20 protein-coding genes are annotated in these 23,462 nt (G+C 37.8%); 11 read left to right on the forward strand and 9 right to left on the reverse strand.

Features of this window, described 5'->3' with window-relative positions; all coding sequences use genetic code 11:
• Positions 1-94: 94 nt before the first annotated feature.
• The 3 genes from NZD88_RS02590 to NZD88_RS02600 all read right to left on the reverse strand — a co-directional run bounded on the left by NZD88_RS02590 (position 95) and on the right by NZD88_RS02600 (position 2,727).
• On the reverse strand, positions 95-1,057 hold the full coding sequence (locus NZD88_RS02590) for a beta-1,6-N-acetylglucosaminyltransferase (RefSeq protein ID WP_259827200.1): 963 nt from the start codon (positions 1,055-1,057) through the stop codon (positions 95-97).
• Between the two features lie 361 nt (positions 1,058-1,418).
• Complete coding sequence (locus NZD88_RS02595; RefSeq protein WP_259827201.1) at positions 1,419-2,084, reverse strand: hypothetical protein; 666 nt, start codon at positions 2,082-2,084, stop codon at positions 1,419-1,421.
• Between the two features lie 76 nt (positions 2,085-2,160).
• A complete protein-coding gene (locus tag NZD88_RS02600) occupies positions 2,161-2,727 on the reverse strand; it encodes a Crp/Fnr family transcriptional regulator (RefSeq protein ID WP_259827202.1) in 567 nt (188 codons plus the stop codon).
• A 447-nt stretch (positions 2,728-3,174) separates the two neighbouring features.
• Between NZD88_RS02600 and NZD88_RS02605 the strand changes: the two genes are divergently transcribed.
• Together NZD88_RS02605 and NZD88_RS02610 are read left to right on the forward strand one after the other, a co-directional pair.
• The gene (locus NZD88_RS02605; protein WP_259827204.1) at positions 3,175-3,732 is read left to right on the forward strand and encodes a hypothetical protein; all 558 of its coding nucleotides are present in this window, start codon (positions 3,175-3,177) and stop codon (positions 3,730-3,732) included.
• A gap of 89 nt (positions 3,733-3,821) precedes the next feature.
• Complete coding sequence (locus NZD88_RS02610) at positions 3,822-4,325, forward strand: hypothetical protein (protein ID WP_259827208.1); 504 nt, start codon at positions 3,822-3,824, stop codon at positions 4,323-4,325.
• 58 nt (positions 4,326-4,383) lie between these two features.
• On the opposite strand, the gene NZD88_RS02615 is transcribed toward NZD88_RS02610, so the two are convergent.
• The 3 genes from NZD88_RS02615 to NZD88_RS02625 form a co-directional block, all read right to left on the reverse strand.
• The gene (locus NZD88_RS02615) at positions 4,384-5,589 is read right to left on the reverse strand and encodes an MFS transporter (protein ID WP_423738652.1); all 1,206 of its coding nucleotides are present in this window, start codon (positions 5,587-5,589) and stop codon (positions 4,384-4,386) included.
• 93 nt (positions 5,590-5,682) lie between these two features.
• Positions 5,683-6,597, reverse strand: coding sequence for a helix-turn-helix domain-containing protein (locus tag NZD88_RS02620; RefSeq protein ID WP_259827454.1), 915 nt, complete (start codon positions 6,595-6,597; stop codon positions 5,683-5,685).
• Positions 6,598-7,026: 429 nt separating this feature from the next.
• Positions 7,027-7,542, reverse strand: a complete 516-nt coding sequence (locus tag NZD88_RS02625; RefSeq protein ID WP_259827211.1) for a hypothetical protein — start codon at positions 7,540-7,542, stop codon at positions 7,027-7,029.
• Positions 7,543-7,665: 123 nt separating this feature from the next.
• Here NZD88_RS02625 and NZD88_RS02630 point away from each other — a divergent pair, with 123 nt between their 5' ends.
• The 8 genes from NZD88_RS02630 to NZD88_RS02665 all read left to right on the forward strand — a co-directional run bounded on the left by NZD88_RS02630 (position 7,666) and on the right by NZD88_RS02665 (position 18,078).
• Positions 7,666-9,117 carry an aminotransferase-like domain-containing protein gene (locus NZD88_RS02630; protein WP_259827213.1) on the forward strand — a complete coding sequence of 484 codons (1,452 nt, stop codon included), beginning with the start codon at positions 7,666-7,668 and terminating at the stop codon, positions 9,115-9,117.
• A 201-nt stretch (positions 9,118-9,318) separates the two neighbouring features.
• Positions 9,319-9,678, forward strand: a complete 360-nt coding sequence (locus NZD88_RS02635; RefSeq protein ID WP_259827215.1) for a hypothetical protein — start codon at positions 9,319-9,321, stop codon at positions 9,676-9,678.
• Positions 9,679-9,748: 70 nt separating this feature from the next.
• Positions 9,749-10,450: an ABC transporter ATP-binding protein gene (locus NZD88_RS02640; protein ID WP_259827216.1), complete on the forward strand. Its 702-nt coding sequence runs from the start codon at positions 9,749-9,751 to the stop codon at positions 10,448-10,450.
• A gap of 10 nt (positions 10,451-10,460) precedes the next feature.
• A complete protein-coding gene (locus tag NZD88_RS02645) occupies positions 10,461-12,935 on the forward strand; it encodes a TonB-dependent receptor (RefSeq protein ID WP_259827218.1) in 2,475 nt (824 codons plus the stop codon).
• A gap of 10 nt (positions 12,936-12,945) precedes the next feature.
• Positions 12,946-14,394, forward strand: a complete 1,449-nt coding sequence (locus NZD88_RS02650; protein ID WP_259827220.1) for a DUF3526 domain-containing protein — start codon at positions 12,946-12,948, stop codon at positions 14,392-14,394.
• 2 nt (positions 14,395-14,396) lie between these two features.
• Positions 14,397-15,746, forward strand: coding sequence for a DUF3526 domain-containing protein (locus tag NZD88_RS02655; RefSeq protein WP_259827222.1), 1,350 nt, complete (start codon positions 14,397-14,399; stop codon positions 15,744-15,746).
• A gap of 345 nt (positions 15,747-16,091) precedes the next feature.
• Positions 16,092-16,268, forward strand: coding sequence for a histone H1 (locus NZD88_RS02660; RefSeq protein WP_073332466.1), 177 nt, complete (start codon positions 16,092-16,094; stop codon positions 16,266-16,268).
• A 238-nt stretch (positions 16,269-16,506) separates the two neighbouring features.
• The gene (locus NZD88_RS02665) at positions 16,507-18,078 is read left to right on the forward strand and encodes a M20/M25/M40 family metallo-hydrolase (RefSeq protein ID WP_259827226.1); all 1,572 of its coding nucleotides are present in this window, start codon (positions 16,507-16,509) and stop codon (positions 18,076-18,078) included.
• A 122-nt stretch (positions 18,079-18,200) separates the two neighbouring features.
• On the opposite strand, the gene NZD88_RS02670 is transcribed toward NZD88_RS02665, so the two are convergent.
• The gene (locus NZD88_RS02670; protein WP_259827228.1) at positions 18,201-18,764 is read right to left on the reverse strand and encodes an RDD family protein; all 564 of its coding nucleotides are present in this window, start codon (positions 18,762-18,764) and stop codon (positions 18,201-18,203) included.
• Between the two features lie 151 nt (positions 18,765-18,915).
• Between NZD88_RS02670 and NZD88_RS02675 the strand changes: the two genes are divergently transcribed.
• Entirely contained in the window at positions 18,916-20,499 is a 1,584-nt protein-coding gene (locus NZD88_RS02675) for a right-handed parallel beta-helix repeat-containing protein (protein WP_259827230.1), read from the forward strand.
• A gap of 92 nt (positions 20,500-20,591) precedes the next feature.
• Here the strand turns inward: NZD88_RS02675 and NZD88_RS02680 are convergent, their stop codons facing one another.
• Together NZD88_RS02680 and NZD88_RS02685 are read right to left on the reverse strand one after the other, a co-directional pair.
• Complete coding sequence (locus tag NZD88_RS02680) at positions 20,592-21,227, reverse strand: HAD family hydrolase (RefSeq protein WP_259827232.1); 636 nt, start codon at positions 21,225-21,227, stop codon at positions 20,592-20,594.
• 50 nt (positions 21,228-21,277) lie between these two features.
• A complete protein-coding gene (locus NZD88_RS02685; RefSeq protein ID WP_259827234.1) occupies positions 21,278-23,401 on the reverse strand; it encodes a Tex family protein in 2,124 nt (707 codons plus the stop codon).
• Positions 23,402-23,462 lie beyond the last annotated feature (61 nt).

Raw genomic sequence — 23,462 nt, forward strand, 5'->3', positions numbered from 1 at the left:
TTAAGTCTTCCTCCGGGGAGACTTTTTTTGTAGGCAGCAATGAAAAACCCTGACCCAATTGGACCAGGATTACGAACATAACTTAAATATTTTTTTAATTTAAATGAGGAATAGTTCTGCTTATATTTTTTACATCGGTGATCTTCACCAATGTTTTAAAAGGTTCATCATATTGGGCTTTAATAGAGTCGATAATGTTATTGTCAACATGATCATCAAACTTCCGGGCAAAAAGATGATTCCCTTGTTGAAGAAAATCTAAATCGGTTTTTGTGAAAGTCTTTGGACGCAGTTTGATATCCCCATCAGGTATCCAGATAATGGCTCTTTTGTCATCATCTACCAAAATACCCGTGAAAGAAGTATTCATTAAAACTGTTTGAAAGAAAGATTCGTCCGCGATTAAAGTGTTGAGATAATAGTCCTCAAACTTTTTGACTTCTATGCTATTGGTAATAAATTCACAGCAATCTCTGGTTAAAATCATCCACTGCCCGCCAATATAAGGGATGACATCTTTCATGAAATTTCTTTTGTGGGTTTTTTCTGAAATTTTATCTTCCAGCTCCTCAAAATAATTTTCAATTCTGTTCATGGTTTCAGGTCTGGACTTTTCCTGATCGGCAATTTTAAGGTAGCTTTTACCATTGTTTTTGGATAAAAACTCTCTGATTATTTTCTGTGATTTTAAAGGATAATCCTGTCCGCTTAAATTAATGAAATAGTCCCATTGCGCATTCATATTCAGAAGATATTTTATTCCGTCTAATTCAGCCTGCACCATGCTGTATCCTCCCCAAACTACATTTTCACTATCCAGGATATGTACATTTGAATAAGATTTTAAAAAATTTCTGACATTCTCACCAATTTCCTGACTCGCTTTTTTGTCAATGTGTATCAGATAAAAATTGGTGGATTCGTAGATCGCTGTAAAAAGTTTTTTGAATTGATCAGGTAAACGATGTACCAAAATTAAGTACGCAATACTAATCGCTTTCATCGGTATATTGCCGATTTCATGTTCATCGCTTTCGCCCATGTAAACACTTCTCATTTTATATATTTTAAAATTATGAATGTTTACAACTTATTTTATAAAGTATTAATAGACATTTTTATAAATATACGAAAATTAAACTGCATTTATTGTAAATAATAAAATTATTGATTTTGTTTCTAAATCTTAATTGTTTGTATTTAACTCAAATAATTAAGATTTTAATTCATTGTAAATCAAATATATGTTAATTTTATTTGTGTTTTTGGTGAAAAACCGTGTTCAAAATATTCTTTTATAAATTCAATACAACTTTCATTCTTTTTTTATCTTCTGCATATTTTGAATGACCTTATTTTTAGAGTATAGGAAGTTTCAAATTTCCCTTGTATACTGCTGAATGCCGTAAGATTAAAGATCATTTAATTTCTTTTACCTTCCTGTTCTTATCTACCCAGCCGGCAAAAAAGACCAGAACGGCTATCAGAGCAATCATAGTGATATATAATGACATTGTGATGGCGGTAGGTACAGGGCCAAAGGTATTGGTGATGGTGACCAGTATCAACAATGCTGTCAGAAACGCAAGTCCCCAGGAACCCTTTTTGTTCTTTGATTGGGTAATGGAAGTGTAGGTGAAAAGGCCTCCAAAGAACAGGATGGATTCAATAATCAATGTGGCGGCTACATGATTCCACAATCCAAAACCTACTTTATAGCTACTGAAAGGAGAGAGTGGTAAGTCAGTTCTGTGAACTACCAGATCAAAGAACCAATGGCTCAGGACACATACACCAACAATTAATGCTCCCCGGATATCTTTTTTTATCAATGCATAAATAAGAGCACCAACGATGCCCCATATCACACCCATGAAAAGGCTGTGGGTGTACGGATAGTAGAGGAACTCGAAGGCGTTCATTTTAGTATAACCCGGACTGATGGCTACTTTCTCGATATTGAACATGAGCATAAACGGCCAGAGAACGTCCGGCAATTGTGTAGCGATAAACAGGGTGGCCAGAGAAACTTTAGGGGCTAATTTTTTAGCTGCAAAGGATAATCCGAAATGTCCGATAAACATATTTGTATGATTTAATATTCTGTCATACAAAGATCAGAGTATCAGGTAAAATCGTCACTTGATAAAAATCAAGAAATTATTTTTTCTTTCTTATTCTGCTAAACGTTTCCGGGGTCATTCCCAGCATTGAGGCAATATATTGTAAAGGAACCTGATTAAAAAGTTCTTTATTGTGTTCAAAAAAGTAATGATATCTTTCTTCGGCAGACATGGATAAAAAGCTGAAAACCCGGTCTTCCAAAATGGCAAAACATTTAATGATAAAGGTTTTTTCAAGTTCATTCCAGTTGGGGGCCAGCTCACCGATTTTCCGATAATCCTCTTTTGAAATGGTATAAAGCTCTACATCTACCAGTGCCTGAATATTCCAACGGGAAGGGGTTTCGAAGAAGAAACTTGAGAAATCGGTTCCGAAATACCCCTTGGTGGTAATCCATTGCGTGATCTCTTTATCATAAGGCATAGTAAAAACTCTCAGTATTCCGGTTTGAATAAAACAAAATTGGTCACACCATTTTCCTTCTTTTAAAAAATAGTCTCCTTTTTTTAATGAGGTTAATTTGAAAAGTGAACTTACCTTATTTAATTCATCCGATTGATCAATCCCAAAATAAGAGGCGATATAGTGTTCGAGTTCTGTCATTGTATAGCTTCATAACGGTATATTTCTGAAAGATAAGGTTTCTTGTGAAAATAAACTTGAGCAGAGTAGTTTTACTTATATTTTACAAATTCTTGATTTTTATCAAGCCAAAATTTCAAATTATAACAGTACTTTGTGTATCCAAAACAAAATAAATCATATTAACAATAAATCAATCAATTTGGATTTTACCGGACCCTATATAATAATCACTTTGATATTGAGTGTAGCTTTCTTTTCTTTAAGTGTAGCGGGCTTTACAAATCCTCAGCTGTTTAAAAGAAAGAATTCACCAACAACACCTAATAGATTCCTTTTATTGTTCGTTTTCCTGCTTATTTCGATAGGGTTTCTGTTGGCAGCAGTGGGCCTGTTCGCTACACAGATTCATAAACACTAATTCATACCCAATCATTGTACACGAATCAAAATATACTATATTTAAAGATGAATAAATTTCTAATGACGGCTATGATCATGTCGTTGGTCACAATCAATCATGTTAAGGCACAAAATAAGAGTACGGCAAAAGTATCCACTCCGCAAAAATCAGTAAAAGAGACTAAGGATGTTGAAAAAGCAAGAGCCTGGATCACTCATGTTGTAGCCAATACCTTAAATAAAGCCAATGGTCTTGCCGAAAATACAAATGAAGAAGCAGAAGGGAAGCATAAGGAAATTTACACCGATAAATATATGGCCTATAAAGATGACGCAATGGAGGCAGGAAAGGGTGGAAAAATGTCATTAAAAGAGTTCAAAAAGAAATGGGCTAAAGATTTTAACTGTGATTACGCGGGTATTGGCACGGATTATCTGGTCTCCGGAACCGATTATGGGCTGATAAAAGTGACCAGTTGTATTTTCAGGGAAAAGATCGGATCTGCTTATATGTTTGAAACCATCATCACAGATACGGAGGCTAAAATTGATTATAAAAGAGACATTAGGGTAATTCCTTCCGGAAGTTCTTTTTTGATAGCCGATGTGCTGGAATATAACTAACCGTTCGAATTTTTAAGCAAAAAAATAAATGGCAGGAGTGAACGCAATCTCATCTATTTATTATACAGATTTAACAATTAAGAGTATAAATGTTTACACAAATTAGAAAGGAACCTCTTACAGCTGAAGAAAAGAAAAAGCTAAGATTTGTATTAAAAACAAGACTTATCATAGGAGCTTTTTTCTGCCCACTTCTCATTTTAGGCTTCATCCTCATTGGTGTGAATGCAATAAACGATATGATCAACGGTACACCTGATACAGGCACTTATTTCGGTATTGTACTAATCTGTGCCATTGTATACCTGATGATCCGGTTTGTCATTCCTTTTTATAAAAAATCCATTAAAAATCTTAAACGGGAAGATAAGTTAGTGGTTAACACTGTTGTTTTATCCGTTGAACAGAAATGGACGAGTAAGGGCTATAAATACTTAATTCAAACAGAATACAGATACATCGATTCCTGGTCAACAACTACGATCATGAAACCTAGTCTCCCTTTTCATGAAATGGGGGTAAACATGCCTATAACGATTCATTGTTTTGAAGATAATAAGACGGATATATTGTATATTGAAAAGACAAGGTAAGGCAACATGGCCAATAGCTGTTATTCATGAAAACAGTATGATTACAAAAAAGCAGAGATTAATTCTCTGCTTGTTCTTTTTTTACCGCCTGATGCATCACCAGGATAATTCCTAATAGTATAATGGCAATCGCCAGATAACGCCAGGCAAGTCCGCCCTGTTCCGTGACGTTTCCACTGACGGATATGATAAAGCTTGTAATAGAAGTAATCACATACACTAATCCACCCATCAGTCCGCCTGCTGTTCCTGCATTTTTAGGGAAATAAAGCATACTCGTTGTAAAAAATGACGTAAACAGGATTCCTGAGCAGATGTGAATGAAAAAGGCGAACGGAACCATAATGAAAAGGCTTTCCGCATAGAAACTGGTGGCAATCAGTCCGGCGATCAGGATCAGCTGTAAAATAATAGGCTGTAAGATCCTGTCCTTAAAGTCAAGCTTAAGTCTGCGTTTTCCTATAAACCCACCAATCATCCAGGAAAAACCTAAGATTAATGTACAATATCCTATGACAACCGGAGTAAAGTGAAATGTGTTCTCAATAATAAAAGGACCTGTTAAATTAAATAGCATTACAATGGAATAGCTCAGTCCTAAAATAAAGATCCCAAGCATGAAAATCCTGTTTTTAAGCATCATTTTGTACAGACTGATGTTCTCAGAAAGATTAAGTTTCTTTTTCTCAGGTAAGCTTTCACCGCTGAAGAACCATTCAAACAGAAACAGAGACGCTGCATAGAAAGCCAGAAAGTAAAAATTAGCATGCCAGTTAAACAGTTTTTCAAGATATCCCCCCAGAAACGGAGCCAAAATAGGCCCGCACGACCAGACGATGGTGAAATAGCTCAGATAATGCTTCACTTTTTCAGAATCATAAAGATCCACAAAAATAGCACGGGTAGCCACAACCAGGACAGAAACGGCCGCTCCCTGAAGAATACGGAGCAGACAGATTAATAAAATACTATCCGTCATCGTAATCAAAATACTGCTGATGATCAGTAGAAAAAGAGCAACCAGCTTAGGACGGTAACGCCCAATGCTATCCAGAATTCCTCCTACAAAAAGTTGCGAAATCCCATAACTCAGAAGATAAGACGTCAAAGTGATCTGAATATCCTTTTCAGAGACCTGCATTTCTTTGGCCATCGATGGGAATGAAGGCAAATAAATATCAGTGACAAATCCCGAAAGCGGGATCGACACAAAAGCCATAATGGTTATTAATCTGATTCTTTTCTCAGATGCTTCTTTCAACAACATACTCGTTCGTTATTTTACTATGCAAAAATAAGCTAAGAAATATCCAGTTGAATTTTAAAAGACAAAGTAAAAATTACAAAAATCAAAGATTTAAAATGTGTTTTTAAATTTTAACGGCGAAACCTCAGCATGTTTTTTAAAGAAATTATTGAAATGGGAAGGTTGTTCAAACCCAAGTGTATATCCTATTTCAGCAATATCCCAATTGGTATATTTTAATAGATTTTTAGACTCTTCAAACACCCTTTCTTTAATTATTTGGGTCGTCGTAAGATGGGTGACCGATTTTACCGATGAATTCAGATGATTAACGTGCACATTCAGGTGTTCCGCAAAGTCAGAAGCCGTTTTCAGAGCCAGCGGATAGGCCGGAGAGTCCAGTGGGAACTGTTTGTTGAGAAGCTCATCAAATAAGCGGTAAAGACGGATGTTGGCCGGAAGCTCATTAGGATTAATATCATCCACACGGTTCTCCAAAGCCAAATGTATCACAGAGGCCAGGTGGCTTTTGATACTGCCGCATCGGAAAGGATAGGCCGAATTATTCAGTTTATACATCTGTTCAAAGTAAAGCGTAGCAAGCTGGGTTTGTTCATCCGTTAAAAAAACAATGGGCTTGCTCCATTCTTTGAATAAAGAGGTCTTTTTAAATAAATTGAATTCAGTATTTCCATTAAAAAACTCCTGATTGAACAGGCAGAAATACCCTTCCTGAAGATCTCCGTCACATTCCCATGAATAGGGAATATGAGGGGAAGGAAAAAAGAGGGCAGGACGGTCAATATACAGTTCATGGGCCCCATACTGAAAAGTGCCATTTCCCAAAATAAAGCTTACTTTATAATAATCACGGCGGTTGTAAGGGCTTTTAAAACTGCAGTATTTCCGCATAGACACATTAAAATGCGACTTTCCTGTTTCAAAATCATCCGAATCAAACATCTTCATCTGATTCTTCCTGAGACGTTTGTAATAATCTTCAATGGTTTCCAGCTGATCACTCATGATATAGAAATTATAAAAATCAAAGATACGGAAACTGCCATTAATCAGATCTGTTTTCTGTTCTGTAATGATAATCTGCAAAATAGTTTTTCTCAATTTCCTTTGAACCGCTTTTATCATTACTTTTTGCAATTTACATCCATCAATTTACATTATTTAAATTTCAAAAAAATCTGCTCAATCTGCGTGATTTTCGAGGGCTTTAAAAGTCACAAAACTTTTCAAACTAAAGTGTTCTAAAGTGTTTCAAAATCTTCTTAATGGTTGAAAAATTACTTAGATACCAATCTTTGCTATCCGGGAAATCTGTGGGAAACTAAAAATATCAATCCCAAAAGTATTTAGCATTTTTTTAAACTTTCGTGGTAACAAATAATAAGGCCAGAATGTTTTAAAAGGATCGAAAACCTGCACTTTTTTCTTGAAAATCTAGCTTTTACTGATTTCCAGTTTTAATATATGCGACGGAAGTTGGAAAGGTCCTGCTGTAGCATCAATAGCGACAGAAAACCCTGACTCTTTTAAAAACTCTAAAAGTGGATCATGTGCCAGTATATTGATCCAGACGACATCTGTGAAGCTGGCTGCGGATCTGCTTTTTTTCCAAAGTGATGTTCTGGTTTCCGGTGAATCAAATTCCGGGAGTATCACAAAGTTCATCTCTGTAGCTCTTTTCCCCTCCGGCAACGCAGGGTGAGTCAATCCGCTTTTAAGAGTGCTGTAGCCTACAGGCTGATCATCTGCATAAGTAATAATAAGCTGATTGGAAAGGTCGTTCAGATCATTGATCATCTTTCTTGGATCAATATCATCTTCAATGTATTTTTTGATATCCTTTTCAGGAACAAGCTCTTTGTATAATGCGTAAACAGAGGCATCAATAATGGTTATAAGATCAGAAATTCCCTCTTCAGAACCCACTGTAAATTTTGAAATTATATTCATGAATCTTTTTTTATTCAAAATTAGAAGATTATAGCTTTCAAAAAGGATACAGTTATCATTAATTTAATCGGTACAGTTTGTTCGTTTTGTAAATTTGTTCAGTACAGATTAGCAAAATTAAGGATGGGGTCATACAAATACGAAATTTTCACTTCAGTTATTGAAGAACAAATTAAAAATAGAATTCTGAGGAAAGGACAGCGATTGCCTTCCGTGCGGGAGATTAAAAATGTATACCATTTGAGTACAAGTTCTGTTCAAAGTGGTTTTGATCATCTTGTGATGAAAGGACTGGTGGAAAGCCATCCACGCTCAGGGTATTTTGTAGCTAATACTTTAGCTATTCATAGCTCTCCATCCAGAGCAAACCTGCCTCCGGTGGTGAGGGATACTGTATTCGCAAAAAACATCATGCTAACCTCGGCCAGAAACAAGCCTTCGGAAGTGAGTTCATTCAATGTAACAGCACCCGGAGATCTTTTAATTCCTCAAAAACTGATTCTCAGAACGATGCAGGAAGTCATCCGCGAGAAAGGAGCCGCATTATTGAGATATTATCCTTCCAATGGCTTGCCGGAGTTAAGGGAGCAAATTTCCCAACAAATGGCAGCTCATGGATGTTTATTCAACCCGGATGAACTTATTATTACAGATGGAGCGCTGCAGGCATTAACCATAGCTTTGAGCGCTGTAACCCAACCCGGAGATATTGTAGCTGTTGAAAGTCCATGCGTCTTTTCAATTCTTGAAGCTATTGCTAACCTCGGGCTGAAAACTATCGAAATTCCTGTTCATTATGAAAACGGTTTCGATACGGATTATTTTAAAAACGTATGTCTGTCGAATGATATCCGTGCAGTTGTGATAACGCCTAATTTCAACAATCCCACAGGTAACGTTATGAGTGATGGTGCTAAAAAAGAGGTGTTGGAGATTGCAACAAGGTTTCAGGTTCCGATTATTGAAAATGATATGTATGGGGACCTTTATTTTGGTGATAAAAGACCACAGTGTATTAAAAGCTTTGATCGTTCAGGACTGGTAATGACCTATTCTTCCTTTTCAAAAACCCTGGCGCCGGGCATCCGTTTAGGCTGGCTGAATACCGGACGTTTTTATTCCCGTGCAGAAAAGGCAAGGTTTGTTTTGGGAAGATCCGTTTCTCCAGTTTATCAGGAACTCATGCTGAAACTCCTTCAGGGAAACAGCTACGACAGGCACCTTCGTTCATTCCGTAAAAAACTCAATAAGCAGGCTGTTGAACTGCTGGGTGCATTACGTCGGCACTTTCCCGAAGATTCCTATTTCCACAACCCTCAGGGAGGGTACAGCATCTGGGGTAAACTGCCGGAAGGAATTGATATGCAGGTATTCTTTGATTACTGTGATCAAAACAGGATTCTATTTACTCCCGGCAATACATTTTCATTAACAGACGAGTACAATGCTCATTTTCGGATCATATTTGCAGACCGCATCACTGCGGAAAGCCTTGCTTTATTAGAAAATGCGGGGGAAAAAGCAAAAGAACTGTTAAAGAAAGGAAGGCGGGATGTTGAAAGAGGGAAGTTATAAAAATCAGAAATGAGTATTAAAAAACAGCTATTTTTTTCTGTCGAGGTTTTTAGTTAATATCTGTAGTTTCCATCTTTAAGGCTTTACAAACTAAAATCCACTAATAATAGAAAAATTTTGAAATTGATCCAAGTAAAGGCGTCCGTTAATTAAATATTTTTTAATTTCGCAAGATTCAATTTCAATCAGTAAATCTATCTATTGAGAATCACGAGGCATTTTAAAAACTATTTAACGGCAGTATTCATTGCTGTTTATGCGTTTGCGGTTTCTCCGGCAGAATATCTCCACCATCATTTTCTTCACAATCAGAACACAGGAAATTCTTTTCAGCAGTCGAAAATAGAAAATGGAAAGATTTTCAAAAAGGCCTTTTCATCATGTGATACCAAATGTCCGATCTGCCACCATAAACTTCTGGGTGCAGAAGGAATTGGGAAGATTTATACTGATTCTTTTTCATTAACAAAAATCACGGGAAAGATTTTCTCTTCCCCCGAATTTCTATTTTCTTACACTCTTTTTTCCTTAGCGGACAGAGGCCCTCCGGCTGTATTGTAATTTTTAAATATCCTATGCCTGCTTTTGCGGGCTGAACTCTTTTAATTATTTAATTACATAATACATTTTCATGTCAATATTACAAGCAATCGAGCTTAGTAAGCAGTACAACCATGTCACTGCACTAAGCGGTCTCAATATATCCGTACAAAAAGGAGAAATTTTCTGTCTGCTCGGTCAAAATGGAGCCGGTAAAACCACCACGATCAATATATTTTTAGGATTCTTAAAAGCCAGCTCCGGGCAGGCCCTTATTAATGGAGTTCCGGTGGAGATCAATGGTGAAACGACCAGGAAGTATATAGCCTATATTCCGGAAGTAGTACAGCTGTATCCCAATCTTACAGGGATTGAAAATTTAGATTTTTTCAGCCAGATGGCTGGTTTTCGTTATTCCAAAGAAGAACTGGGAGAATTTTTAGAGAATACCAGTCTTCAGCAGATGGCTCACCACAAAAAACTGTCGGCTTATTCTAAAGGGATGCGTCAGAAAGTTGCCATCGCTATTGCTGTTGCGAAAAATGCCGATCTCATTTTAATGGACGAACCCACTTCAGGACTTGACCCGAAGGCTACTGCCGAATTCACAAGGATCTGTAAGGATCTTGCAGCAAAAGGTAAAACCATTATGATGGCTACCCACGACATCTTCAACGCGGTGAATGTAGGAACGCGTATAGGGATTATGAAAGAAGGCAGTCTGGTTCATACTCTTGAGGCCAGATCCGTTACGGCAGATGAGCTGCAGAAAATTTATTTGGAAACCATTTAAAAACAGAGTAATGAAGTATTTGTATATCACAGCTGCACTGGCTACTGCCAGTGTGAAGGTCTGTGCGCAGCAGACATTATCCGGGGAAGTGGTTGGCCAGAACCATCAAAGGCTTAAAAATGCCAGAATCATTATTAAAAATAGCGAAAACAGATATGAAGCAACGTCTCAAGATGGCAATTTCAATATCCCGGATGTCAAAACCGGTATCTATGAAATCAATGTCAATGCCGAATCCTATGAAATCCATACGGAACAAATAGAGGCAGATAGTCTGTTTTTATCAAGAAAACTTCTTGTCCATTTGTATAAGGTAGGGAACATTCAGGAGGTAGAAATTCTGGGTAGAGCATCAAAAAAATACCACAGTGATTACTCTTTCTCAGCCACAAAAATTGGGGTTCAAAATAAAGATATTCCGTTTTCGATTTCTACGGTGAGTAAAGAACTGATCAATGACAGACAAGCCTTCCAACTTGGCGAAGCCGTAAAAATAGCCAGCAGCGTAACTCCTGTGAGCTATTATAACCAGTTCAGCATCCGGGGGATCGCACAGAATGAAGAAGGAACCATCATCAACGGAATGCGTACGAGACAGTATTATTTTATGCAGCCCATAACGACCAACCTTGAGAAGATAGAAGTCATCAAAGGTCCGGCCAGTGCTGTTCTTTCCAGTGTAGATCCCGGAGGAAGCATCGTTTTGGTTACCAAGAAACCGTTGAAAACACCCAGTAAGGAAGTCAGTATGAGTGTAGGAAGCTTTAGCACCATAAGAAGCTCACTCGATTTTACCGGACCGCTGAATAAGGAGAAAACCCTTTTATACCGGTTTAATGCAGGGTATGCACAGGCTCAGAGTTTCAGGGATATACAGTCCCAGAAGAGTGTTTTGATTTCTCCATCACTTTCCTATATACCCAATGACCGCACCGCTATGAATGTAGAAATGATTTACAGCGACCTGAACGGAAAAATAGACAGGGGACAGCCTATTTTCGGAGCGGTAGACGGGATGACAAATCTACGGAGCACGCCCGTAAGTTTTAATTTAGGAGCGGTTAATGATTATTTTAAATCAAAGGAGCTGATTATTATGTCCAATTTTACTCACCGTATTACGGATCACATTAGCATCAATGCATCCTATATGAAGCAGACGTGGAAGGAAGATCTTCAGGAGCACCGAACGACCAATGCTTTTGCCGTAGATGCAAATAATAAACCTGTTCCAACACTGGCAGGAATGCAAATGGTACAGCGGAATCAGTTCTGGAATACAGATAATCTCAATGCCTATCTGGTATTCAATCTTAAGACAGGACCGATTGAACATAAAATTCTGGCAGGATACGATTTGATCAGTACTCATAAATACAAAGGAGGAGCACAAAATACGGCAAGGGGATATCTTCTGAAGGATGGAAAGACAGCTTCTTCCTATAATCCTCAGAATGCGGATGCTTATCAGATGGTAACGATCAACGGGATTACCATGCCTAAACCGAATGTAGAGCACTTTAATCTGGCCAATCCGGTTTACAGTATTAAAAATCCTGACGAGTATGTATTTTCAAAAACGGCATTGACCCCTGCTTTGATAAGGTCCAACGGAATTTATATTCAGGATCAGATCAAATGGAACCGTTTTAATCTATTTCTAAGCCTAAGACAGGAATGGTTCCAGGATATTACGCGATATAAAGAGAATAATGAAATTGTTGTCAAAGACAGTAAACTGATCCCCAGACTTGGTCTTACCTACAACGTGAATGAAAACATCAATGTGTATGCGTCCTACATAGAAGGTTTCCAGCCACAGTCGAATACGGCTTCCCTGGCTCCGGTAGTTATTCCTGAAGGCAGGGCCTTTGAGCCTTTGAGGAGCCAATCTAAAGAGGTAGGAATGAAAGCAGATTTCTTTAATAGAAAGATCCATATTGATTTTGCTATCTACGAGATCCGTCAACAGAATATACTGTTGAATGCCAATGATCCCGCTGAGCCGGACCGTCTGATCACAAGAGGGCAGGAGCGTAGCCGAGGCTTTGAAATGGACATGATTGGGAATATATTACCTCAGTGGCAGGTATTTGCATCTTACGGTTACAATGATGCAAGAATTATTGACGATATCAATCCCGCATTGATAGGAGCCAGAAAACAGAATACTCCGTTTCACAGCGCCAATATCTGGCAGAAATACAGCTTTGGAGAATCTTCTTTTCTAAAAGATATTGCGGTAGGAGTGGGAGTTCAGTACAGCGGAAATAAAGTTCCGATGTATAACCGCTCATTTTTGGTTCCAGAATATACTCTCTTTGATGCTGCTGTGTATTATACGCCGAAGCAAGGACCCGTGAGGATATCTCTCAATGTCAATAACCTTTTTAACAGGACGTACTGGCTGGGTGCGCAAAATTATCTCCGTCTGTTCCCTGGAGCTCCAAGAAATGCAATGCTCACCGCAGTCTATAAATTTTAAATCTATAAATATGAGAATACATATTATACGTCTGATTTCAATACAACTTTGGAAACAGTCATTACAGAATAAGGCGGTTATCTTTCTTCTGCTCATCCTGAGTGTTTTGTTTGCCTTTGCTGCCTACACCGGATGGCAGGATTATAAAGTACAGGAAGATATCAGAATTAAACACCAGGTGGATGTACGCCAGCAGTGGGAAGAAAAACCGGATAAACATCCTCACAGAATGGCTCATTATGGTTATCTGATCTTCAGGGCAAGATATCCGTTGAGTTTTTTTGATTATGGTTTGGAGCGGTATATGGGAAATTCAGTATTTCTGGAAGCCCATAAGCAGAATACCGTTAATTTTTCAGAAGCAGGTTTTTCATCCGGAATGTTAAGGTTTGGTGAGGTAAGTACGGCAATGATCCTGCAAACCCTTATTCCTCTGTTTATATTTTTCCTGGGATTCAGCTGTATTTCGGCAGAACGGGAAAACAATACCTTGAAAGTACTAATCAGCCAGGGGGTAAGATGGAAAGAATTGCTGACCGGAAAGATACTGGGACTGCTTGGCCTCGTCAGCCTTGTTTTTATTCCTGTTATGATCCTTTCCGCAATCATGTGGTTTTCTCTAACCGGTTTTAAAAGTACTGTTGATGAATTTCTGCGTCTGTTTTGGATTGCTGCCGCTTATTTTATTTACTTTTTTATTGTGTGCAGCGTCTGTGTAATGGTGTCTGCCGTAAGCAGAACCTCAAAATCTTCTTTAGTCAAACTGATCGGTTTATGGCTTTTGTTTATCGTTATTATTCCGAGAACTGCACAGGCTTTTGGCGGTTATCTGTATCCGGCTCCATCCAAGATAGATTTTGATACCAAAGTGGAAAATGAGCTGATAAAAACCGGAGACAGTCATAATCCAAATGATATTTATTATAAAGGAATAAAGGACTCTCTTCTGCAGGTCTATCAGGTGAAAACAGTGGAAGAATTGCCTTTTAATTATAGCGGCTATATCATGGCGGAAGGTGAAAAAATAAGTTCAGGAATTTATAATAAACACTGGCAGAAACAGCTTGGTATTTATGAAGAACAAAACAGCATCAACCGTTCTCTGGCTTTTGTCAATCCTTTTCAGGCAGTTAAAGACCTGTCGACAGCGCTTACAGGGTCAGATTTTAATTCTTACATCAGTTATCAGGAGCAGGTAGAAGACTACAGATACCAACTGGCACAGCTGATGAATAAACTCCAGATGGAAAACATCAGCAATAAAAAGCAGCAGGCAGATGATAAGCCTTACACCATCAGCAGAGATCACTGGAAAGAGCTTCCTGATTTTCAATATCGATTTATCAGCCAGACTGTTCTTTTTCAGAATGAAATTGCTTCTGTGCTTTCTCTTTTGCTATGGGTATTGGGTCTTCTTTTTGTCCTTCATTTTATGTCTAAAACATTAAAAATAAATTAATCATGTACCTTTTATTATTTAAGAACTTCATTCGTTCCCAGTCCGCCTATCTGGGAATGCTGTTCCTGCTGTTATCAGGACTGGTCAGTATTTTTGTGGGAAGGCAGTTTATAGATAAGCAGAAAGCCAATATTGAGCATACAGCTTTATATCAGAAGGAGCATATCCAGAGATATACAGGGTATATAGAAAAAGATCTGGGACTCTTGCTGTATTATCTCAAATTTGGATTAGTCCACAAAACAGATCATCTGAATGCTCTTTCAATAGGACAAAGAGATGTCAATCCTTCCATCCAGAGTTTAACCATCAGAAACCTGGAGGGGCAGAAGTATGATACCGACCATCAGAATCCTGTCAGTCTCCTTCTGGGGAGTTTGGATCTCGGTTTTGTGATCATTTTTCTGTTTCCGCTGGTCATTATCTCGTACTGTTATAATCTACTGTCGGAAGAAAAAGAAGAAAGTACGTGGATTCTTCTGTCTGTACAATCACAATCACCTCTCAGAATTCTTTTTAAAAAATTTGTGGTCCGCTTTGCAGCTATTGCCGGAGTTTTACTGTTTCTGATGATTATGGCTGTTCCCCTCCTGAGTTTAAATATTAATAAAGCATTAGCAGGTTTTGTTCTGGTCTCGCTCTTGTATATTATCGTATGGTTTGCTTTAAGTTTCTGGGTCGTTTCCTGGAATAAAAGTTCCAGGGCAGGTGCTGCAGGGCTTTTGTGCTTCTGGATTGTACTTACCATTATACTTCCGGCTGTTCTCAATCATTTTATTTTAAGCAAATACCCGCTTCCGGAAGCATTAGATACAGCCATCGGGCAGAGAGAAGCGTATCATGAAAAATGGGATACCGATCAAAAACCGACTTTAGAAAAATTTTACAAACATTATCCGCAGTTCAGGTCGTATGGCTTTCCGAAAGAAAGTTTCAATTGGCTTTGGTATTATGCCATGCAGCAGATGGGAGATGATGAATCTAAAAGTCAGTCGGATCAGTTGAAAGCGAAGCTTTGGAAGAGGGAGGAAATGAGCCGGACGTTTTCTTATTTTGTTCCCGGACTTCATGTGCAGTTTCAGTTGAGTGATCTTACAGGATCCGGATTGGCTGATCAGTTGAGGTTTACACAGGCAGCAGAAAAGTTTCATGAAAGCAAAAGGCTTCTCTTTTATCCCAAAATTTTCGCCAATGAACCAACAGGAAGCATCAACTGGAATCAATTTCAGCTGGAATATTACAATGATCGAAGCGACATCAATTGGTTAGATATGTTGGGGCCGCTTTTGTTGTTCAGTTTGTTCTTTTATTATCTGGGAACTGTGAATTTTAAAAAGCCGATGGTTTTATAGGTTGATAAGATCATATTTTTTAGTACTGACAGGGAAATCTGATGTTAAAACGGTGTGCCTTTCTGACCAGAGTCCATCAGACAGTTACGGTGAGGAGGATATCATTCCGATAGAATTTTGGAATAAGAATAAATGCAGAAGTGATAAAGGAGAAATGATGTTATAATAATGGTTTAAAAGCCCCACTAAGCCTAATGAAACTCCAAAATTTTTAACATAAACGTAAAAAATAACAGTTCGGAGGATGAAAAGATGAAAAAAATCACATTTTAACCTAAACTTTTTTATCCGGAGCTAGGCTGGAATTACCATAAAACCTATATTTGCACCCTAAATTTTAAAATAATGAAAGAACTAATTGAAAAAATCAACGCTGAATTCGAAGCGTTTGCAAGTGAGGCTAACCAACAAGCAGAAAAAGGAAATAAAGCTGCAGGTACAAGAGCTCGTAAATCTGCTTTAGAACTTAGCAAATTGTTCAAAGAATTCAGAAAAGTTTCTGTAGACGAAGCTAAAAAATAATTTGTTCCCGAGCCGGCTCACTGAGCCGGCTTTTTTTATGCCCGAATCTTCCGTAATCATTCTTTACGATTTTCCTTTTTGAATATCTTTGTTACCGTATGTATTTAAAGAGGGGGTGTAATTTTTTCAGACATCACTGCATTATTTCATTGTCAAATCAGCACACGGATCCTTTTACCACTCCGTTTTCTTCTTTATTCCCACAAATTCTATTATCTTTAAGCATTCAATATGTGTTATGAAGATAAATAAATTTTTTGCTGTGCCCGCAGTTGTGCTGGCCGCCCAATTCTCATGGGCTCAGGTGAAGGTAGATCCGAAAGAAAAGCTTGATCCTATTGTAAAAAGCTTTGTAGATGAAATCAACAACAGTTCTCAGCTGGAAAACATGGCCTATGAGCTTCTGGACGGTATAGGTCCACGTCTTGTGGGAACTCCGGAAATGCTGGCTGCGAATGAATGGTCTGCCGCTAAACTCCGTTCATGGGGAATAGAATCCAACCTTCAGCAGTTTGGAACATGGAAAGGATGGCAGCGTGGCATTACGCATGTAGATATGACGTATCCACGTGTGAAATCATTAGCTGCAACACAGCTTGCATGGAGTCCGGCAACGAAAAAAGCCGTAGAAGCTGAGGTGGTAGTTCTTCCAAAAGTTTCTTCCAAAGCTGAATTTGATGCATGGCTTCCTTCGGCGAAAGGAAAAATAGTACTTATCGCGCAATACCAGAAGATCGGACGTTCTGATGAGCAGATCAAAGAATTTGCAACTCCGGAATTGTATGAAAAACTAAAAGCAGAAAAAGAACAGGCCGGAAAAGACTTCCGTGATTATGTGAAAAATATAGGCTACGATAATAATACACTTCCGGAAGCTTTGGAAAAGGCGGGAGCAGCAGGAATTGCTATTTCCAACTGGACCGGCATCATGGGAGCGAACAGAATTTTCGGGGCTAAAACTTCAAAGATCCCAATGATCGACATTGATGTGGAAGATTACGGAATGCTTTACAGAATGGCTGAAAAAGGAGCGAAACCTAAAATCAAAGTAGAAGCACAATCTAAGATTCTTCCTGATGCGAAAAACTTTAATACGATTGGAGTCATTAAAGGAAAAGAAAAGCCTGAAGAGTATGTAATCCTTTCTGCCCATCTTGATTCTTGGGATGGAGCACAGGGTGCAACAGACAACGGAACAGGCACACTTACTATGCTTGAAACCATGAGAATCCTGAAGAAATATTATCCCAATAATAAAAGAACGATCGTTATAGGACTTTGGGGAAGTGAAGAACAGGGACTGAACGGTTCGAGAGGCTTTGTAGCAGATAATCCACAGATTATGAAAGGGACACAAGCCGTATTCAATCAGGATAATGGAACCGGGCGTGTGATCAATATCAGCGGCCAGGGATTCGTAGACTCATACAGCTATATCGGAAAATGGCTGAACGGAGTTCCAAAAACAGTAAGGGATCAGATTAAAACAGATTTCCCGGGAATGCCGGGCGGTGGTGGTTCTGATCATGCATCATTCGTAGCAGCAGGAGTTCCAGGATTTTCTTTAAGTTCATTGAACTGGGGATATTTCGGGTATACATGGCACACGACAAAAGACACCTATGACAAAATTGTTTTTGATGAGGTGAAAAATAATGTGGTTTTAACGGCTGCATTGGCCTATATGGCATCAGAGGATCCTGAATTTACAAGCAGAGAAAGAAGACTAATGCCTCAGGACGATAAAGGTGAAACGGTAAATTGGCCGGAAGCTAAGGAACCGAAAAGGGATTCTAAGGAGTATAAATAGAGGGTGAAGAGCCAAGATATTAGACATCAGATTTCAGATAGGAGATTTTAGGTTAAGACTAAGTTTTTATTGAATATTGGTTCTGTTTTTATATATCTTTAAGATAGAAAAGGTTGTACAGATTATTGTACGGCCTTTTTTTGTGGATAAAGTAGGTTTCTTATTTTTTGCCTTTTATTTTCTTTAACGATGTAGGTTTTGCAGATTTTGTTGTTTATATTCATGCTGAAATTCATCTGAGTAAATTCCTTTTCCCATGTATGGTTGGCTGGTGGGACATAATCTATAAACACGGGCCAGAAATTAGCAAGACACAAAAAGTTTCTTTTTAAAGATAATAACAGACTGGGGTAATTTCCAAAATCATCAATTACCTTTATTTTAAATGCACTTTTTCCTAAAGTAGTTCCCCAATACCATTCGCATATAGTCCCTGCAATAATCACACAGGGAATAGCATACAGAAAGCTGATGATTGCTATTTTTTTAAACAGGTAGAAGAAAATAAGGAAGAAGGGTAGGATGTCAATGAATTTAGCAAAAAGCCTTTCTCTTTCGCTGCCTTTATAAGTGGCGTCGTAGGGAAAATCATATTCAAAAGAATTATAGATCCTGTACCCGAATTCATCAAACTGACGGGTTGGTCTGCGGATAATTCTTCTGTCCTTAAGTTCGGATACTTTCATGGGTGTTTTTACAGTTCTGATTTATTCAAAAATAAAAATAATAGTTCAATAAAACACGTCAACTTCTGTCGTATCGCTCGTTTACATTTGCATTAGTGAAATTAATGAAAGAATATTTTACCATTTAATTCAAACCAAAAAACAAAATTTTATGATTTACGCAAATTCTTTTTTTACATCGGGTAATAGTTATCCTAACGAGGACATTGTACAACTGGTAGATAATTATACTCATCAGGCTGTTACTTATAAAAAAATAGGAACCGCCGTTGAGGATGGGGTCATATATCGAAAAAAAGATAATGATTTTTATGAAAGACAATGGTCCGGATATGTCAATATATTGTGGTGGAATATTAAGGAAACCGGAATTTCTGCATCAACGGTTACAGAACGTATTAACAAAGCCCTGGCAATGGGATATGATACATTTTTTGATGCAATGTCAATTGAGATTGATGAAACGCTTTATCTTCAGGACAATCAAAAAATCCTGTCAAATAAGTGTACGATAAAACAGACCGAAGCTGATAGAGAAATTTTTAACTGCCAAGGGAAAAAAAACATTTCGATTAAAGGATTTACTTTGAAAGGACAGGGAGTTGATTATGTAGAGAGTTCCAGTTCCAGACATGTGGGCATTCTATGTCTTGATGCAAAAAATCTTATTGTTGAAAAGAATTTATTTGAAAATTTTACGTGTTCTGCAGTATCAGGATTGGGTGGAATGGAACATTTTATCTTTAGATTTAATAAGGTAATAAATTTATTTACCAAGGCATGGGCAGAAGAAATTATCGGTGGTAAAAAAGATAATATGGGTATTGTAGTAGGAGGAAAAAATATCACAATTTTTAAAAACTACTTTGAAAATTCGTCACAAGGTATCTATATTGTCGAAAATTCTAATTTCGTCAGCATTTCAGATAATGATGTTCAAAATACTATTTTGGAACATGGAATGTATCTTGATTCAGGCATTTCAAATCTTACGGTGATAGGAAACAGAGTGAGGAATACCATGAAAGTAGGTATTAAACTTCAAAATAGTGACCACACTAATTATGTCAGCAATAATATTGTAATCTCAAATAACATAGTTGAAAATACAGGTGTAGGCGGAGATGGTATTTTGATTAATAATACCACAGTGGGAACTCCACAGCTATATGCAAAAAATGTGGTAGTTTCCGGAAATGTGGTGAGAAACGCAGGCCAGCACGGAATTAATATAAGATTTGTAGATCTGGGTGTGGTTTCCAGTAATGTCATCAATGATATTGGTTATGCAGGAATTTATATTTCCAATACAAAAGGATTGGAAGTCTGCAATAACAATATTAAAACGACTCAGGAAACCGGAATTATGATTGAAGCTCATAATTATTTATTGTCAGCGAATTTTAACACCATTGAAAATCCCGGAATGAAAAATTCTGGCTTTGAGGATTTGTTAACGGGTATTACCATTCGTGGAACACTCAATAAAGAAATATCTGTAAGAAACAATAAGATGGTAGGCAGCGGTAATGCTATGAGATATGGTATTTTTGTAGAGTTTGTTGCCCCTCCTGAAAAAAATCCGGTGAAACAAACTTTTCAGGAAACTTATGAAATCGTAGGAAATACGGTACTGAATGCGGTTACTCCATACAGGTTTAATAGTTCTGTAGATTTACGGCTTTTGAATAACAATTATAAAAATCTATTAACAAGTCCTGTACAGGAATTATAAAGAGATCCCTTAAAGATTATTTTAAATGATTAAAAATGATAAGGCTGTCCTTTTGGGGCAGCCTTACTTATTATATTTAGTATTGATTATATTTAAATAAAATCCTTTAGTTCCGAAAGCTTCGAAACAAAAGGCTTATAATCACCTGTACTCAGCTTTCCAAAGCCATATTCACAGAAAATAAAGGGTAAATGATTAGACATCGCAGAGTTGTAATCAGTCTGCGTGTCACCAATATAAACTGAGTTTTCAATGTTTAAATGATTCCTTTCCATGAGCAGTTGAATGTTCTCAGATTTAGGTTTTTGGGTTCGTCCGTAAGATTCAAAATCGCTAAATAGGTCACTGAACTTATTATAGGCTAAAAATGCTTCAATATATCCGTCCTGGCAATTGCTAACGATAAAAAGCTTGTGATTTTTAGCAAGACTTTTCAGCGTCTCTTCAACGCCGTCATAAAGAATACCGCCGTAGATATGCAGAACCTGATTTTCACTGAGGACAATTTCCGAAAGGACTTCCTGAACCTGCTGATCGGAAATTCCGGGAACAATATCTTTTAAAATATCATCTGCCAGCAAACCCATGTACTGATTCATATCTTCAGGCTTTAAATCCTTTTTGATCAATTGATATTTATTTAAAACCTTATTCCAGATTTTAATGATGGTAGCTCTGGAATCCCAAAGCGTTCCGTCTAAATCGAAAATTAAATTTTTATAGCTCAAAATGTGTTGTTATTTTTTTGATTTTTAGTATTCAAGAAGTTTAAGAGCAATTATAAAATCATGCTCAGCTGAACTCTCTTTCTGGCTTCATCCACTTCAGTTACTTTTACGCGGACATGCTGATGAAGTTTGACCACTTCATTCACATCAGATACAAATCCTTCTTTCAGCTGTGAAATATGAACAAGGCCGCTTTCCTTGATCCCCATATCTACAAAACACCCGAAAGCCGTAATATTATTGACGATTCCGGGAAGAATCATTCCGGGTTTTAAATCTCTGATGCTTTTTACATTAGGATCAAATTCAAATACTTTAGCCGCTTTTCTAGGGTCTAATCCTGGTTTTTCGAGCTCTTTTAAAATATCCTTGATGCCTAAAATTCCTATTTCTTCCGTAACATAATTTTCAGGTTTTACCAAAGCTGTTTTTTCTTTGCTGGCAATCAGTTCATTGGTTTTAATGCCCAAATCCTTTGCCATTTTTTCTACAATTCCATAAGCTTCCGGGTGCACAGCAGAATTATCCAGAGGATTTTTAGCATTGGAAATTCTCACAAATGCTGCCGCCTGCTGGTAGGCCTTTTCTCCAAGCCTTGGTACTTTTTTTAATTGTTTTCTGTCTTCAAAAGCACCGTTTTCCATTCGGTAATTAACGATGTTTTCCGCCATTTTCTCACCGATTCCTGAAACATAACTTAATAATGATTTACTGGCTGTATTTAAGTTGATTCCCACCGAGTTGACACACTTCATCACCGTGGAATCAAGTTCGTTTTTCAACTGGGTTTGGTCTACATCGTGCTGGTACTGTCCCACACCAATTGATTTGGCGTCAATTTTCACCAATTCTGCCAGTGGATCCGCCAGTCTTCTTCCTATAGAAACCGCGCCACGCACCGTCACATCATAAGACGGAAACTCGTCTCGTGCAATTTTACTCGCAGAATAGACCGATGCTCCCGCTTCTGAAACCACAAAAACCTGCAGAGGCTTATCAAAAGCAATTTTCTTAATGAAAAACTCTGTTTCGCGGCTTGCTGTTCCGTTTCCTATAGAGATCGCTTCAATATGGTAGGCATTCACCATCGAACGGATCTTTTTCATAGCCATTCCGCTTTCGTTCTGCGGAGCGTGTGGGTAGAGGGTTTCATTGTGCAGCAGGTCGCCTTTTTCGTCAATGCAGACCACTTTACATCCGCTTTTGTATCCTGGGTCAATGGCTAAAATTCTTTTTTCGCCCAAAGGTGGAGCGAGAAGCAGCTGGCTCAGGTTTTCAGAAAATATTTCAATGGCTTTTTTATCTGCTTTTTCTTTAGCTTCCTGTAAAGCCTCATTAGAAATAGCAGGTTCTAAGAGCCTTTTGTAACTGTCTTTTATGGCCAGAGCGATCTGTTCTGAGCTTTCATTATTGGACTTTATGATGGCTTTTTCTACAAAATCAATGGCTTCATCTTTATCAATACCTATATTCACTTTCACAAAACCTTCCGATTCAGCTCTGAGCATTGCCAAAAGCCTGTGAGAAGGAGTCCTGTTCAGATTTTCTTCCCATTCAAAATACTGCGAAAATTTTTGAGCGTCTTCTTCGTCTTTTTTGGCTTTGACTGCTTTAGAAGTGATCACGGCCTTACGCTGAAACATTCTACGGAGGTTCTTGCGGACATACATATTTTCATTGATCCATTCTGCCATAATATCTCTGGCACCCTGAAGTGCCTCTTCTTCAGATGAAACGTCATTGTTCAGGTATTTGGAAGCCAGAAACTGGAGATTGTTGCTTTTTTGGCTCATAATGATCCTGGCTAAAGGTTCCAGGCCTTTTTCTTTGGCAGTATCTGCTTTCGTTTTCCTGCGTTTTTTGAAGGGCAGGTATAAATCTTCCAGCTCCAGAATATCAAAGCTTTCTTCAATTCTCTGCTTCAGTTCCGGAGTCAGGGCATTTTGTTCTTCAATTGATTTTAAGATACTTTCTTTTCGCTTTACAATTTCTTCAAATTGTTTGCTGATCTTGGAGATCTGTTCGATCTGAACTTCATCCAGATTTCCGGTTTTATCCTTTCTATAACGGGAAATGAACGGAATGGTGCAGTCTTCTGCTAATAATTTAAGGGTATTGTTGATGCTCTTTTCGGATATATCGAGGGTCTGTCTTATATAGCTTGTAACGTTCATTTGAAATTTTAAACAGCTAAAATAGGCAATTTTACTATGGATTGAAATACTTTAGATTCTC

The organism is Chryseobacterium pyrolae, assembly GCF_025153485.1.
Classification (GTDB): Bacteria; Bacteroidota; Bacteroidia; order Flavobacteriales; family Weeksellaceae; genus Chryseobacterium; species Chryseobacterium antibioticum.